The organism is Agrobacterium sp. MA01, from assembly GCF_009650195.1.
Lineage (GTDB): Bacteria > Pseudomonadota > Alphaproteobacteria > Rhizobiales > Rhizobiaceae > Allorhizobium.
In genome coordinates this window covers 1,038,352-1,053,233 of the sequence record NZ_CP045854.1, presented here as the reverse complement: position 1 = coordinate 1,053,233, position 14,882 = coordinate 1,038,352, and the positions used below count along the sequence as shown (strand labels likewise).

The window sequence follows — 14,882 nt, the reverse complement described above, 5'->3', positions numbered from 1 at the left end:
TCTCTTCTCCCCAGCGGGGAGAAGGTGGCGCGCAGCGCTCAGGTGCAACTTTTTGCACCGGGGATGAGGGGGAGCGAAGCTCAAGCTTACTATTCGACGCTTCGCCGAACCGCCCCCTCACCTCGCCTCCGCTGCGCTCGGCGTTCCTCTCCCCGAGGGGAGAGGCGGTCACGCGGCCGCAAAACCACCTCGCCCTCAAGCGGAGGGACACGCCACCCTCACGCCCCGAACTTCACCAGCTTGATCGCCTCGAAGTCCTGCACGCCGCCGCCGACGCGCTTGGTGGTGTAAAACAGCACGTAAGGCTTCGCCGAATAGGGATCGCGGAGCACGCGGACGCCAACGCGATCCACCACGAGATAACCCGCGCGGAAATCACCGAAGGCGATTGCCGTCGCATTGGCCGCGATCTCCGGCATGTCCTCGGATTCGGCGACCGGGAAGCCCATCAGCGAAGCGGGATCACCCGCCCGCGCTGGTGGCGCCCAGAGATAGTTGCCGTCGGCATCCTTCAACTTGCGCACCGCGCCCTGGCTGCGACGGCTCATGACGAAGGTGCCGTTCTGCCGGTGTCCCGCCTTCAGCGCATAGACCGCGTTGATCAGCACATCGGAGGCCCCGCTTGCCGCAAAGGCACCCGCCGCCCCGGTGGCAATCGTGCCGATCTTGCCCCATTCCCAGGATGCGTCATCCACCTGATCATAGCTCAGGAAACCCTTGGGCTTCAGCACACCGTCGCCTGAGACAAAGGCCTCGCCCTCCTGTTCGGCAAAGGCGATGTCAACTTCGGCCGCAATCCAGGCCTCGATGTCGACGGCGGCATCGTCGAGCAGGCCTTGTGTCGCCGCCGGCATGGCATAGAGCTCCATGGTCGGGAAGGCGAGTTCGGCCAGTTCCGGCGTGCCGGTTTGCGTGCGCGCCGCCGTCTCCGCCACCCAGCCCGAGGCAAAACCCGAGGCAGCAAACGGCTTCTTCAGCACCGCGCCCGAGACCTGCCGCACGGTCGCCAGCGACCGGATCGGTGAGATGACCCTCAGCCTGCGGCCGATCTCCTCGTCCACCTGCTGCGGCACCAGATAGCCGCCATCGCCGGAAACTCCCGCCGACAGCGCCTTCTGGTCGAGGTCACGCAGCGCTGCATCATCGCCGCGCCGGACATAGGCCTCGAAGGCCGCCTTGTGTTCGGCAAGCCCCGCCTCGTCGCGGCCGGGCCGCTCCAGCGCCGGGCGGCGCTTTTTCAGCACGAGTTCGTCGAGAAGCCGGCTCTGCTCGTCGATCGCCTTGTTGATCCGCTCGACCTTGTCGCGGGTCACGACATCGCTCGAAAGCTTCTCCTCGATCTCGCCGAGCCGCTCGTCATTCGCCTCCTTGAAAGCCTCGAAGGCATTCATGAATTCGACAAAGGCCGCCGTCACCGTATCGGGCGCCGCCTTCACCTCCGGTGCCAGCCTTGCCGCAGCACCCTTCGCCCGCCTGGCGCGCCGCCCGCCTGCCACATCCGTCACGTCCTGCCCCATCATGCCCTCACCCGTCATCATCGCGTCTTCCATGTCGCTCATCCTTTCGTGAAGTGATTGTTCGCCATCGACCGAGCCGCCCGGCGCATCAGCCGAACGAGCTCGGTTTCCCTGTCGCGGTAGAACCGCCTGTGCTTGACATTGGACACTCTCGCCGTCGGCAGCATGGGAAAGGTCACCACCGAGATCTCCCAGAGATCGGCCTCGAGAATCCGCCGCACGCCCGTCTTGCGGTCCGCCCTCGTCTTGACCGCCCGAAACCCAATCGAGAGGCCGTCCAGCGCGCCGGCCTTCATCAGCGCATGCACCTCGCGGGCGCGGCCGACATCGGTCGCGAGCCTGCCCTCGACATAAAGCCCCCGCTCATCCTCGCGGATGACAGTCCAGCGGCCGATCACCTCGGCCGGATCATGCTGAAAGAGCATGCGCACGCCGCCCGCCCCGCGCTTCGTCAGCGACGCGGCAAAGGCCCCGGGCTCGATCGCATCGCGGCCAAGATCGACCTCGCCGAACAGGCTCGCATAACCCGAAAACCGCCCGTCGCCCGCCACGCCCTTCAGCGTCAGCCCGGCATAACAAAACCGCGGCGCACCCGCCGTTTCCAAAGCCTGCATGGCTTGTCTCCTCGTGATGTTGATTGTGTCTCGCCGGCGCATTCCACCTTGATGCACAAACGAAAAAACCCCGGCGGGGCCGGGGCTTTTCAAACGAGATCAGTCGAATGGAAGTGAAGGAAAGGCCTCCGCTGCTCAGGTTCGCCGCAAGCGGGCGCCTGCCCAGTTCACCACTGCGACGATCAGAATATTGAATGTGGCATAGATGACGGCCGTAAAGACGATCAGCGCTCGAGCCGTATCCAGAAAAAAGAGGTCGGCAAGCCGCGCCATCTCGGGCCCCTCGACACCCGCCGCCTCCCATGCCTCGAAGGTCCAGCCAATACCCTTGTCGATCAGATTCACACTGACCACGATGAACAGATATGTGGCGACGAATGTGAGACCCAGCCGATTGAGTCCCCGCATCTTCGGGCACCTCTTCTTCAAAGTCCGAGCAACGGCAAGGCTTAGTATGACGGAAAGCACGAACGCACTCTGCAGAAGAAACTCAAGAAGCCATATAGTCGACATTGTCATTCCGTCTGTTACCCGAGTACGGGCGATTTCTTGATGGACAGGCGTTTCCCGAGGCGAAAGGAAGCTACGAACGTTCCATCAATATCCTCCGGAGACTCGGACACGCTTCACGATCGAGGCTTACACCGCAGCAATCCTTTCGACACCCATCGAAATCAAGGGGAAGCCAGCAGCATCCACCCACCTCCCTCTTGAGGGGGGAGGTCTCCGTAAGGCGGCGGGTGGGTGTGATCGCGGCTGCGTATCACACGCCAGACGCAGACTAAGCCGCCACCGCATCACCCCACCCCGGAGCTGTGCTCCGACCGTCCCCCTCAAGGGCGGCGTCCCCCATCGCCCCTCACCCTGAGGTGCCCTCGCAATGCGAGGGCCTCGAAGGGTCCAGTCCACCCTTTGCATCCACACAGCATCCTTCGAGGTCCCTGCCTGCACAGGGGCACCTCAGGATGAAGGCGCTCACCCACCCGCCCCGTCCCCTGCACGCCCCGTCAGCCGCACCAGAACACCCAGCCCCCACCAGGCGGTAAACGACGCGAGCGTCGCCCCCGCCAGCATGATCTCCGCCGTCGACAACCGGCCCTCAAGCCCCAGCTGTCCGGCGCCCCAGAGACCCGTCGGCCCGCCAAAGATCAGCCCGCAGGCGACGCCTGTCAGAAAGCGCACGGCGGCCTCGCGGCGGTGTTTGGGAAGCAGATAGACCAGCGAGATCGCGGAGCCCGCGACAGCACCGATCAGACGCGCGGAGGTCACCCCGCCATCATGGCCGAAGTCAGTCATTTGTTCATCTTTCGCAGTTAGCTTTTAGGAGAGCGCCGGCCGGAACGATCCCGCCCTCAAGGCTGCGGCCGGCGCCCTTTTCCCCTTCAGCCCGAGCCGAGCGCTTCACCCGTCAGGTGAAGTGGCAGCGAATTGCCGAGTCAGTGGAGTCGCTTGACGGCGAAAGTTCACAATCTGATTCAGCCGGTTGAATTGATAGATGAAGCCGTGGCTGGCCCTGCCTGCCACGAACTGCGGTCAAAACCGCATCGTCCGAAACGTCAGCGACACCCGCCGCACGCGCATCACCCGCACGCCATCAATCACGTCCGACCGCCGCGCCGGGATCGCATGCGTCCAGTCACGCCGCGCTGGTCCCACGAGCATCAGCAGCGAACGCGGCTGCAAGATGACTGCGCGCGTCTCGCCGCTTGCAAGGCATCCAAACCGCATCTCGCAGCCCGACAGCAGACTGAGCGAGGCGATCACCTCGCCGAAACAGGGCTCGCAATCGACATGCGCGCTGATCCCCTGCCCGGGCAGATATTCATTGGCAATCACCTGGTCCGGCACGTCTGAGAAAAACCCGTCCGCCACCAGCCGCTCCGCCAGCCCCTTGAGCATGTCCGGCAGCGGCCCGATCCGGCTCTCCGCCGTGGCGCTCCTCGCCCGGTAGTCATAGCGATAGCCGAAATGCCGCACCCGCCGCTTCAGCTCGCCGCTCCACGCACCGGCGTCGAGGAAGGCGGCAAGCACGGCTTCCCGTGCAGGGGTGATCCAGTCGGGGACGAGACTGGCACCGGGTGGGAGGTGGGGCTGGGTTTCCATAGGCGGTGTCCGTATCGGTAGAGCAAGCATCCTAGTGCGGACATCTGTAACTGGCATCCGTGTGATGCTGGGGGATATTGCCAGCGGAACTGATCCCCTCACTTGCGAAATCTGAAGTTTAGGCGGCTTGCGCTCGCCTAAGCCTTCGATTTCGCTTTCTCCCCCACAGAGGGGAGAGGGAGCCGAGGCCAGCCGCATCGACACCTCTCCCCTTTGTGGGAGAGGTTACAAAATCGAGGGCTTAGCCCGCTCAGGGCTAAACCTCAGATTTTGTTGGTGAGGGGATCAGTGCTTTGGCACAACAAAGCCCTCAATACCCCACCGCCTCGCGCTTCTCCTCGTCCGTCAAAAACGCCGCCGCCCCCACCCGCGCCCAGAGCGCATCGCGCTCGGCCGATAGCCCCGCCACGGTGTCCAGATCCGGCACTAGCCGCAGCGTCTCGCCCGTCAAGTCGCCGAGGAACACTGAAAGCGACGCCCCCGTGCGTGTCACCAGCGGCAGCACGGTCAGGCGATAAAAGGCGCGGTTGGCCTCCTGGTAATTGGCATAGGTGTTGTCGCCGGGAATGCCGAGCAGCATCGGCGGCACGCCGAAGGCGAGTGCGATGTCGCGGGCAGCCCCATTCTTCGCCTCGACAAAATCCATGTCCTTCGGAGAAAGCCCCATGGATTTCCAGTCAAGCCCGCCTTCCAAGAGCAGCGGCCGCCCGGCGCGCATCGGGCCGGAATAGCCCTCGTCGAGCTCCACCTTCAGCCGCTGATACTGGTCGGCAGAGAGATTGCCGCCCTCCTTCGGCTGGTAGACCAGCGCGCCGGAAGGCCGGGCCGAATTGTCGAGCAGCGCCTTGTTCCAGCGCCCCGCCGCGTTATGCAGATCGAGTGCCACCTGCGCTGCCGCCAGCGGCGCAAAACCCTCGTGATCATCGAGCGGATGAAACAGCTTCAGATGCAGGAGACCATCGAGCGCGATCCGCCTGGCCTTGGTGCCGGCGCGATAGTCATAGGCCGACGGCCAGCCATCCGCCCCGGTCACCACGCTCACCCGGTCGGGCCGAAGCAGATGCAGCGCCGCCGCCTGGTCCGAACCGCGCCCACCTGTGGCCACCGCCTCGACATAGGCATTGCCGGATAGCAGCAGCTGGCCATACAGCGTTTCGAGAAAATCCGCCCCCGTCATCGCCCCGTTCGGCCGCGCCAGAAGCGCAAGGGCCGGATGCTCCTCCCGTTCTTGCGCGCCCTGATAGGCGAGAAAACCGATGCTGGCCGCAGCTTCCGACACCAGCCGCACGCAGCGATGCGCCACCGGGTTCTTCATGAAGCCTTCCCGCGACAGCGCCGCATAGGACCTGCCCGTCCACCGCGCCTCGCCCTCGCCCGCAATCAGCGCCAGCGCCGTTCCGGGTCGCGGATGAAGCGCCTTTTCCTCGGGCACGGAGGTTCGATCCCGGGCTTGCGCCCAGGGCATTCGGAAGGGAAGTTTCATGGGGATGTCCTCGACAGAAATGAAATCGATCAGGCAGCCTGCCGCGATCGGCCCGGCCCCCGCCTATGCCGTCTCTTGCAAACGATCGCCGGCCTCAGCCTGCAGCCGGCGATACTTTGCCCGCACCAAAGCGCAATCCGTCGATCAGCAGCTCGACCATCACTGATGTCTCGCCCTCCGGTTCCGCACCCTTGATCGCGGCAAGATTGCCGATGGCGCGCAGCAATTCGTAGGGCTCGATACCGGGCCGCACGGCGCCTGCCTTGACAGCTGCGTCCAGGAGCCCGGCCAAAGCCGGCTCGAAATTCTCACGAAAATAATCCGGCAGCGCCTGAAAGGCCGGATCGCCGGAATGCAGCGCCTGAGCCAGCCCACGCTTGGCGGCAATGAACCTGGTGAAACGGCGCAGCCAGAGCGCCAGCGCCTCGCCCGGCGGATGCCCTGATGCGAGCACCGCCGCCTCCGCCGTACAGGCGTCCACCTCGCGCTTGAACACTGCGATGACGAGATCCGCGCGGCTCGGAAAACGCCGGTAGAGCGTGCCCACGCCGACACCGGCGCGGGCCGCTATCTCGCGCGCCGGCGCATCGACACCGCTTGCGGCAAAGATCGCCTTGGCCGCCTCCAGCAGCGCATCCTCGTTGCGCCGCGCATCGGCGCGCACCCGCGATCCGCCTGCGTCCTGTCCGTGATCCCCGTCCATTGCAGCCTCTTTATCCATGCGCAGTTTCCAGCAGCACGGAGAAATCCCGCGCAGCCCTTGCTAAACGGAACGACGTTCCGTATATAACCTCAACATTCGGAACACCGTTCCGCTTAATCCTTATCCCCTTCACCCCGCAATTTCCAGAGCCCGGAGCTTCATTCCATGAATGATCTCGTCACAAAAGCACGCACCATCCCGACGCCGACCCCGCAAGCAACCATAACCATCAACCCGGTCACGCTGCCGGCGCCCGGTCGAGGCCGCCCGCTCGATCTGCGCATCACCACACCGCTCTCCGGCGACAGCCTGCCGGTCATCCTTCTGTCGCACGGCCACGGCCCCTCGCTCTATATTCCCTCCAAGGACGGCTATGGCCCGCTCGTCGATTTCTATGCCGCCCATGGTTTCGTCGTCATCCAGCCGACCCATGCCAATTCGAAGGTCGCGGGCCTTGGGGTGGATGCGCCCGGCTATCCCTTCTTCTGGCAGTCGCGGCTCGACGACATGACGCTCATCCTCGACAGTCTCGGCACCATCGAACAGACCGTACCGCTGCTATCAGGCCGCCTCGATCACACTCGGATCGCGGCCGTCGGCCATTCGCTCGGCGGCCAGACCGTCGGCATGCTGCTCGGCGCGGGCCTCACGGATACCGCCGATCCGGCCGTTACCCGCATTCGCCGTCCGGAACCGCGCATCAAGGCCGGCGTGCTTCTCGCCGCCCCCGGCCTCGGCGGCGAGAGCCTCAGCGATCACGCGCGGGCAAACTACACCACCCTCAACCCGGATTTCTCGACGCTGACCACCCGCACCCTGGTCGTCGCCGGTGACGCCGACGACAATCCGCATCTGACGCCGCGCGGCGCCGACTGGCATGTCGACCCCTATCGCCACGCCCCGGGGGCGGAAGCGCTGCTGACACTCTTCGGCGGAAAACACGGCCTCGGCGGCATCGCCGGCTATGATGCCAAGGAAACCGACGACGAAGACCCTGATCGCCTCACTGTTACCCAGCGCATAACACTCGCATGGCTGAGAACTGCGCTCGATATCGACGCCAAGAGCTGGCCGGACGCGATGGCTGCGCTTGAGGCCCATGCTGCGGATCTCGGCAAAGTCGAGCAGAAGCAGATGTGAACTGGGTGCCCCGCTGCGGCGCGTGTCTCGTGCCGCAGCGGGACGGTTTGTCAGCAGACCGTTCCCGTGCAAAACTGCGCAGCACCCTTACCGGCACGAACATTTCTCTCGGACCTTGAGGAAGCACCATGATGGACATCACTGCCACTAGCGGTTTTTTCAACCAGGCCGGTCTCTTCCTGCTCGGCTTATCGGTCCTCGCCGGTCTCCATCTCTTGCTGCGCCGGCGCCAGAGCCGCTGAGCCCTCACACCCGCGCCGTCACCGCATCCCCCACCACATAATCCGCCGCATAGCGATCCTCGCGCAGCGGCTTCACCCGGCGGATGCTCTCCTCATAAAGCGGATGCGCCTTGTAGGCAGCGAGTGCCGCCTCGTCCTCGAATTCGCCGTAAACCACCAGATCGATGCTGCGGTGAAAACGGTCGGTCTTCACATTCGTGCCGATCTCCAGCCGTGTTGCACTCGGGATCTCCGTCAAGATCGATAGCCCCGCACGCACGGCCTCGAGATGTTCGGGGCTGACGGTGAAGAAGACGATGTGGCGGATCATGAGGCACCTCAAAGAGCTATTGCAGCGCAAAAGCCGATAGCATCGCGCGGGCCTCCGCTCAATGCGCCGCTTGGCCGCCTCACACCACCAGCCCCGCCCTGACAGCCGCGTCGAAGATCCTCGCCGTCACCGCGATCTTTTTCGCCCGGTCGGTGCCGTTGACGATCTTTCGCGCCCCCGTCCAGTCGGCCTTGGTGCCGGAGAAAAAGTCGGAGAGCCTTGCCCCCGAAAACAGGCCTTCGGTCATGCCGACCACCAGGATGGTGGCGGATACGTCGAGCCTGAGCGCCAGATCCGGCTCGGCCACGAGGTCGAGCCCGGTCACCCGGCTCATCTTCGCGTAGTTCTCGCGATGGGTGATCTGCACAAGACCCCGCCCATAATAGCTGCGGCCCGCCGCATCGCGGCGCCAATAGGGTGTCGTCACCGTCGGCAGCCTGCCCGCCCGCCAGGCCCGTTCCAGCCGGTTGACGGCCTCCGCATCGTCAGGCGCAAAGGTCTCGCGCACCGCCTGCATGGTGCCGCCGGTCTCGTGATGCGCGGTCGCCAGCATATAGGCGAGCCAGCGCGGATCGCCCCAGCCGCGCGCCGAAAACCGCGTCAGCACCGCCTCCACGCCGTCCACCTGCCCTTGAGAAAGCCGCCCGCCGAACACGGCATTGCGCAGCCCCGCGAAGACGATTCGCCGGTCGATCCGCATGATGAAATCCTCGATGTCGGGAAGAAAGCTGCCGGCTACGCCGTATCGGGCGCTGCGGCCCTGCGAAAAAGTTCGGAATTAAAACGATTGAAGAAATTTCAATCGTTTAGAGCTCGTTCCGTTCATATTTACAAAGGTTTAACGCTGTGGAACTTTCAGCCTACAGACACGTTTGGAGGCCAGACTTCCAAACCCGAGGAGGGAAGACATGCAGACGAACACTTCGACCAAGACCGCCGCCCCGGCAACGATCCCGGCCCATGTCCTGCAGCGCCTCGAAAACGAATGGCGCCAGGTCCGCCAGCCGGCAGCCCCCGCAACGGCTGCGAAGTAAACCTACCCACCGCATTGCGTGATCAACCGGCGTCCGAAAGGGCGCCGGTTTTTTCGTGTGGTGGATAATGGAACGGATCCCCTCACTTGCGAAATCTGAAGTTTAGCCGGCTTGCGCTCGCCAAAGCCTTCGATTTCGCTTTCTCCCCCACAGTGGGGGGAGAGGGAGCGCGGGGCCAGCCGCATCGACACCTCTCCCCCTTGTGGGAGAGGTTACAAAATCGAGGGCTTAGCCCGATCAGGGCTAAACCTCAGATTTTGTTGGTGAGGGGACCCGTTCCGTTAGCACCACACCTCTTGTCCCCACACCCCAAAGGCGCATACTGAGCCAATCCAACAGGCCAGTCCCATGCGCCACGAACCAAAACCCCTTGCTCGAGCCCGGGCGCGCCAGATGCACGCCGACCCGACCACACCCGAAGCCATGCTCTGGCGCGCGCTCCGCGACCGCCAGCTCTCCGGCGCCAAATTCCGCCGACAGGTACCGTTGCGCGGCTACATCCTCGATTTCGTCTGCTTCGAAGCCAGGCTGATCGTTGAGGTCGACGGCGGCCAGCACGGCGACAGCCTCCACGACCTTAATCGTGACGCCCTCTTCCGTGCCGAAGGCTTCCGCATCCTGCGCTTCTGGAACGACGAGGTCCTGCAGCATCTCGACGATGTCTGCCGTCATATTCTGTCGGAGCTGCGCAATTCGGGCGAGTGAGAGTGCCAACGGAACCGATCCCCTCACTTGCGAAATCTGAAGTTTAGGCGGCTTGCGCTCGCCTAAGCCTTCGATTTCGCTTTCTCCCCCACAGAGGGGGGAGAGGGAGCGCGGGGCCAGCTGCATCGACACCTCTCCCCTCTGTGGGAGAGGTTACAAAATCGAGGGCTTAGCCCGATCAGGGCTAAACCTCAGATTTTGTTGGTGAGGGGATCGGCACCATGGGCACATACCCACCTCACACCTCCCTGATCCGCGGCTCGCCACCGCCCTCCAGCATCAGCGCCGTCAGCGCCCAGACCAGCGCATCCAGCCGGTCCGGCGAGCGCCCGTTCGACAGTCCCTCCGGGCCGAAATCACACATCTGGTCCTCGAGTTCGGTAAACCGCCCCGCATGCAAAACCCGCCCCTGCTCGTAGAGCGCCGCCACCGGTTCGGCGCGCAGGAACTTGCCGCGCGTTGCCCGGACCGTCGTCACCGGCAGCCGCGCCTCGATGCCCTCGAGCAAGGCGCGCACCATGTCGCCGCCCTGGTTCACTTCGGCCACCACCCGGTCGGCCTCGAAGCGCCGATAGGCCGACACCACCGCCCGCGCCCAGCCGGCCGGGCCGGTGCCCTCCACCGAACAATCGGACAGCACCACCGCCTGGCCATTCTCCTTCAGCCCGGCCACCACGATGCCGCAGCAGGCAGAGACCCCGCCGGCCGGCGGATCGACCGCAACCACGATGCGCCGCAAGGGCTCTGAGAGCTTCACCACGATCTCATCGAGCCGCGCGCGCTTCCAGAGCGCATCCGGCCGGTCCTCGATCAGCTCGCCATCGAGCTCCTGCCGCCCGAGCCTTGTCCCGCCATAACGGGCGCTGAGCGCGCTCAGGAACCCCGGCGCCAGATGCCTCGCATTGGCCGCCGTCGCCATCCGGGTCAGCGCCGTTCCCTCATCCGCCATCAGCCGCTTCAACAGCGGCAAGGGCCGCGGCGTCGTCGTCACCACCTGGCGCGGATCATCACCCAACCTCAGCGCAAACTGCAGCATGTCGAAGGTCTCGTCGGCATGTTTCCACTTGGCGAGCTCGTCGCACCAGGCGAGGTGAAACTGCGGCCCACGCAGGCTTTCGGGGTCTTCGGACGAGAAGATCTGGGCGATCGCCCCGTTCGGCCATACCAGCCGTCGCCGCGAAATTTCCACCTCCGGCCGCATCCGCCTGGCGATCCTTGCCAGTCCCGAGGCGCCGTCGATCATCACCTCACGCGCATCGCCGAGCGTCTCCGCCACCAGCGCAATGCGCAAATCCGTCCTTTTGCCCGCCGCCAGCACCTGCGCCTGCACCCATTCGGCCCCCGCCCGCGTCTTGCCCGATCCCCGCCCGCCCAAAATCAGCCAATTGCGCCAGTCTCCGTCAGGCGGAAGTTGTTCGGGCCGCGCCAGAAGCAGCCAGTCACGGGAGAGAAAGGCGAGATCGGAAGGTGAGAGCTGCGAGAGGTTGAGTGGTCCCTCCGGGCGAGCAGCGACACCTGCACCATCCTCAATCGCCCCTGCCGTCACCCTCACGTCCCGCACCCGATGCCCTATGCCAGCCACAACAACCTCTGGAGCATCAAGCCCCGCCGCCGCCCAGCTTTCGGGCGCCATGGTCGTGGAAACAGTCTCCAGAGCGGCTGTGGTCCTCCTGCCATTCACGGCCAGCGCCTCGGCTTCCACCGCGACCTGCCCGATCATGACGGATGCGGCCCGTTCAGTCTCGACCACCCGATCCCTCATCCGCCGCCCCAGCGATTTCGGCGTCATCGGCAGTCTCCTTGGGCGATTATGCAAAACAGCGTCAGCCCTCAGGGCGCCCCTCATGCCGAGGTGTTCGCAACAGCTAGTTACGAAGCATCCGTTTGATCCGGTGCCTGTGTAACCGATCCCCTCACCAACAAAATCTGAGGTTTAGCCCTGATCGCTCTCAAGCCCTCGATTTTGTAACCTCTCCCACAAAGGGGAGAGGGGTCGTCGTCGCCAGCCCCGCGCTCCCTCTCCCCCCTTGTGGGGGAGAAAGCGAAATCGAAGGCTTAGGCGAGCGCGAGCCGCCTAAACTTCAGATTTCGCAAGTGAGGGGACCGGTTCAGTTGGCAAGCCTCCTTCAGCATCAGACCTCGAAAGCTTGGCTCAATCACCCCTCACGGCGGCCCCCGCCCCTCGGCGAGGCCAGCCACCTCCGCCAACCTCGCCGCCACCGCCGCCTCCAGCCGTGCCGCCACCTCAGCCTCGACCCGTGCCGCAATCAGCGCCTGGACCTCGCCGCGCAAAACCTCCGGATCGCGCGCCTCGATCAGCCGTTCCTCGGCATCCAGTCGGTCGCGCTCCATCTGGCGCAAAAGCGCATCGATCTTCTCCAGGGTGCGCACGATCAGCGCAATCGCATCGGTCGCCGCCTTGATGTCGGCCCGCGCCAGTTTCGCCAGCGCCTCGTCGGCCCCGTCGATCAGGATCTCGGCCCCGGCCCTGAGGCGCCGAAACAGCTCGAACTGGGCGCGCATCTCGGTGGTGAATTCGTTGAGCAGGGTCACCAGATCGCCAGCGCCCGCCGCCTTCACCTCGATGACATCAGGCAGCGCCTCCTCCAGATCCCCCCGTCGATCCTCGCCCAGCATGGCCCCCCCCCGAAACGAAAGAAGGGCCCGCCAAGCGGACCCTTCCCAAAACCTCTCCGGATCACCTTGGCCCTCAAGGCCACAGCTTCCCGATCATGTCAAAACCCTATCCGACGACCGTCACGGCGTCAAGGATTATTTTCCTATTTTGGTTATGACCCACGTCCCCCCTTGCGGGGGAGGACGGAAAATCGAAGGCTTAGGCGAGCGCAAGCCGCCTAAACTTCAGATTTTCCAGGAGAGGGGCGCAGTTCCGTTGCATCTGCCTTACCGAGCCCCCCTCACCCTGCCTTCGACCTGTTGCGCCCCGCGTTCTTCGCCTCGTAGAGCGCCAGATCCGCCCGGGTGATGAGATCGCGCGCTTCCCGCACGCCGCCCTCGCCGGTGCCGGCATAGCCGACGGAAACAGTGACGGTCGTAAGCCCGTCGGCGCGGGCCGGATGCGGGATCGAAAGCTCGCGCACGGTGCGGACCAGCCGGTCGGCCAGGAAGGCGCCGCCGGTCTCTTTGTCCACGGCAAAGAGCAGCGTGAACTCCTCGCCGCCATAGCGGGCGGCAAAGCCCTCGTGACGGGCGGCGAAGGTTGCGAGCGTCGAGGCGATGCGGCGCAGGCAGTCGTCGCCGGCGACATGGCCGAAGCGGTCGTTGAAGGCCTTGAAGTGATCGACATCGACCATCAGCAAGAGCACGTCGCTGCGGGTCTCGAGCCAGGCATGCAGCGTCTCGTCGAGATGCCGGCGGTTGGCAATCCCGGTCAGCATGTCGGTGAGCGTCAGGTCGCGCAACTGGTCGCCGCGGCGCTCGGCAATGTCGGCACGGTTCTGCGCATCGTAGCGGGCGAGATAGGTGAGACAGCGCTGTCTCTCGACATGCCAGTTGCCGTAGAGCGTGAAGAAGAGGCCGGTCACCACCTGAACGGTCAGGGGAAAGATCAGGTTCTCGTCCAGCCCCGGCTTGGCGTGGATGACAAAAAGCGCCGTCAGGCAGGTACCGGCGGTGAAGATCAGCGCAAGGCGAAAACGCAGCACCAGCAACATGTTGCCGAAGAGCAGCACGAGCGGCAGTTCACCCAGCGTATAGGTCGCATAGCTCGATTGCGAGATGTAAACCAAATAGAGCGGCAGCAGGCTCGCGACGAACATGCCGGCGAGCAAGAGCAATTCGCGGATCGCCGGCGGCACGCGGGGCACGAGATAGAAGATCACCAGCGAGCCCGGCACCAGCACCAAGAGGCGCATGGCGACCGTGAAGGGCTGGATGTCGGCCATCAGGTGCAGGCTGGTGAGATTGTAGATGTTGTAGACGATCAGGCCGACGATGATCGCATGGCGCAGATGCCGGATGCGTTCGGCGCCGAAATCCCGTTCCTCTGCGCGTTCCACTTCGGGCGCCATGCGCAACAGCCAGTTCAACCGCCCTCTTGCGCCCGTCTCCGTCTGCATGCCCCCGCCATTGCTCCCTCGCGACGCTCGAACAGCGCCGCATCGGGTTTCACCATGGCGGAAGGCGGCAAATTTTTCGCTAATTTAGAGCGCGCAAAATGAAGCTGGCCCGGTATTTTTTGGGCCGCGACCTAGCGCCGTCGCACCAGACTTTGCCCCTGCTTGACCCCAGCTCGGGGCCGGGTTGCGCCTGCCTTCAGGCCTCCGGCCCGCCGAACTGCTCCCAGGCGGCCATGGCGTCGCCGGCATACATCAGCGAGGGGCCACCGCCCATATAGACGGCGAGCCCCAGCGCCTCCTCGAATTCCGCCTTTGTGCAACCAAGCTTGATCAGCGCTTCGGTGTGAAACCCAATGCAGCCGTCGCAGCGGGTGGAAATCGCAATGCCGAGCGCTACCAGTTCCTTCACCTTTTTCGACAGCGCCCCATCCTTGGTCGCCGCGCCCGCCATGGCTGAAAAGCCCTGCATCACATCGGGAATGTCCTTGCGCAGGGTCTTGATCCCGCTTGAGATATCGCGGGTGATGGCGATGTAGTCCTTGCCCATGGCGGCGCCTCCAAAATATATACGATACTACATATATATTGAGGTTCGATGAGATTGCAAGACGTTCAGCGAGTACCGAATAGAATGCAAGTCGCCTATCTGCCGATCAAGCCCTTGCCTGTTCGACCTGCCCTCTTCCAACTATTCACTATTCGCTATTCCCTCCACCCTCACACTTCCCGCACCGGCGTATAACCCGCCTCGCGGATCGCCTGTTCGGCAAGGATCGCATCGCCTTCGACAAAGGCCTTGCGAGCTGCGAGATCGATGGTCACCGCGCTTCCCGGCAACACCTCCGCCAAGGCCTTGACCACGGTCTTCTCGCAATGCCCGCAGGTCATGTCCTCGATCTTGAAAACCGTCTGTCCAATCATGGTCTTGTCCTTTCCATTTGCCGACCGCTTC

At 64.3% G+C, this 14,882-nt stretch carries 17 protein-coding genes; 3 read left to right on the top strand and 14 right to left on the bottom strand.

The genetic code is table 11. The features are described 5' to 3' along the window. Positions 1 to 218: 218 nt before the first annotated feature. The 7 genes from GH983_RS05085 to GH983_RS05055 form a co-directional block, all read right to left on the bottom strand. Entirely contained in the window at positions 219 to 1,517 is a 1,299-nt protein-coding gene (locus GH983_RS05085) for a phage major capsid protein (RefSeq protein ID WP_194842828.1), read from the bottom strand. 38 nt (positions 1,518 to 1,555) lie between these two features. After that, the gene (locus GH983_RS05080) at positions 1,556 to 2,131 is read right to left on the bottom strand and encodes an HK97 family phage prohead protease (protein ID WP_153761810.1); all 576 of its coding nucleotides are present in this window, start codon (positions 2,129 to 2,131) and stop codon (positions 1,556 to 1,558) included. A 135-nt stretch (positions 2,132 to 2,266) separates the two neighbouring features. Beyond that, a complete protein-coding gene (locus GH983_RS05075) occupies positions 2,267 to 2,539 on the bottom strand; it encodes a hypothetical protein (RefSeq protein ID WP_153761809.1) in 273 nt (90 codons plus the stop codon). Between the two features lie 567 nt (positions 2,540 to 3,106). Further along, entirely contained in the window at positions 3,107 to 3,427 is a 321-nt protein-coding gene (locus GH983_RS05070) for a DUF6107 family protein (RefSeq protein ID WP_153761808.1), read from the bottom strand. A gap of 237 nt (positions 3,428 to 3,664) precedes the next feature. Further along, positions 3,665 to 4,234: an alpha-ketoglutarate-dependent dioxygenase AlkB gene (locus GH983_RS05065; protein ID WP_153761807.1), complete on the bottom strand. Its 570-nt coding sequence runs from the start codon at positions 4,232 to 4,234 to the stop codon at positions 3,665 to 3,667. A gap of 310 nt (positions 4,235 to 4,544) precedes the next feature. Then, positions 4,545 to 5,717 (bottom strand): phage portal protein, encoded by a 1,173-nt coding sequence (locus tag GH983_RS05060; protein WP_153761806.1) that lies wholly within the window; start codon positions 5,715 to 5,717, stop codon positions 4,545 to 4,547. Between the two features lie 94 nt (positions 5,718 to 5,811). After that, positions 5,812 to 6,438, bottom strand: coding sequence for a TetR/AcrR family transcriptional regulator (locus tag GH983_RS05055; RefSeq protein ID WP_210251768.1), 627 nt, complete (start codon positions 6,436 to 6,438; stop codon positions 5,812 to 5,814). Positions 6,439 to 6,585: 147 nt separating this feature from the next. On the opposite strand from GH983_RS05055, the gene GH983_RS05050 reads away from it, so the two are divergent. Further along, positions 6,586 to 7,560: a chlorophyllase gene (locus GH983_RS05050; RefSeq protein WP_153761805.1), complete on the top strand. Its 975-nt coding sequence runs from the start codon at positions 6,586 to 6,588 to the stop codon at positions 7,558 to 7,560. A gap of 246 nt (positions 7,561 to 7,806) precedes the next feature. Here the strand turns inward: GH983_RS05050 and GH983_RS05045 are convergent, their stop codons facing one another. Next, positions 7,807 to 8,112, bottom strand: a complete 306-nt coding sequence (locus GH983_RS05045) for a Dabb family protein (RefSeq protein ID WP_153761804.1) — start codon at positions 8,110 to 8,112, stop codon at positions 7,807 to 7,809. A 79-nt stretch (positions 8,113 to 8,191) separates the two neighbouring features. Next, positions 8,192 to 8,812 carry a glycoside hydrolase family 19 protein gene (locus GH983_RS05040; RefSeq protein WP_069041814.1) on the bottom strand — a complete coding sequence of 207 codons (621 nt, stop codon included), beginning with the start codon at positions 8,810 to 8,812 and terminating at the stop codon, positions 8,192 to 8,194. 208 nt (positions 8,813 to 9,020) lie between these two features. Here GH983_RS05040 and GH983_RS24455 point away from each other — a divergent pair, with 208 nt between their 5' ends. Continuing rightward, a complete protein-coding gene (locus GH983_RS24455; RefSeq protein ID WP_256367279.1) occupies positions 9,021 to 9,146 on the top strand; it encodes a hypothetical protein in 126 nt (41 codons plus the stop codon). A gap of 348 nt (positions 9,147 to 9,494) precedes the next feature. Further along, positions 9,495 to 9,851, top strand: a complete 357-nt coding sequence (locus GH983_RS05035; protein WP_069041815.1) for an endonuclease domain-containing protein — start codon at positions 9,495 to 9,497, stop codon at positions 9,849 to 9,851. A gap of 238 nt (positions 9,852 to 10,089) precedes the next feature. Here the strand turns inward: GH983_RS05035 and GH983_RS05030 are convergent, their stop codons facing one another. The 5 genes from GH983_RS05030 to GH983_RS05010 all read right to left on the bottom strand — a co-directional run bounded on the left by GH983_RS05030 (position 10,090) and on the right by GH983_RS05010 (position 14,851). Beyond that, positions 10,090 to 11,571: a DNA-packaging protein gene (locus GH983_RS05030; RefSeq protein ID WP_153763561.1), complete on the bottom strand. Its 1,482-nt coding sequence runs from the start codon at positions 11,569 to 11,571 to the stop codon at positions 10,090 to 10,092. 443 nt (positions 11,572 to 12,014) lie between these two features. After that, positions 12,015 to 12,488, bottom strand: a complete 474-nt coding sequence (locus tag GH983_RS05025; protein WP_153761803.1) for a hypothetical protein — start codon at positions 12,486 to 12,488, stop codon at positions 12,015 to 12,017. 281 nt (positions 12,489 to 12,769) lie between these two features. Next, the gene (locus tag GH983_RS05020; RefSeq protein ID WP_153761802.1) at positions 12,770 to 13,930 is read right to left on the bottom strand and encodes a diguanylate cyclase; all 1,161 of its coding nucleotides are present in this window, start codon (positions 13,928 to 13,930) and stop codon (positions 12,770 to 12,772) included. A 196-nt stretch (positions 13,931 to 14,126) separates the two neighbouring features. Then, the gene (locus tag GH983_RS05015; protein ID WP_069041818.1) at positions 14,127 to 14,477 is read right to left on the bottom strand and encodes a carboxymuconolactone decarboxylase family protein; all 351 of its coding nucleotides are present in this window, start codon (positions 14,475 to 14,477) and stop codon (positions 14,127 to 14,129) included. A gap of 170 nt (positions 14,478 to 14,647) precedes the next feature. Continuing rightward, positions 14,648 to 14,851 (bottom strand): heavy-metal-associated domain-containing protein, encoded by a 204-nt coding sequence (locus tag GH983_RS05010; protein WP_371418433.1) that lies wholly within the window; start codon positions 14,849 to 14,851, stop codon positions 14,648 to 14,650. Positions 14,852 to 14,882: the final 31 nt, after the last annotated feature.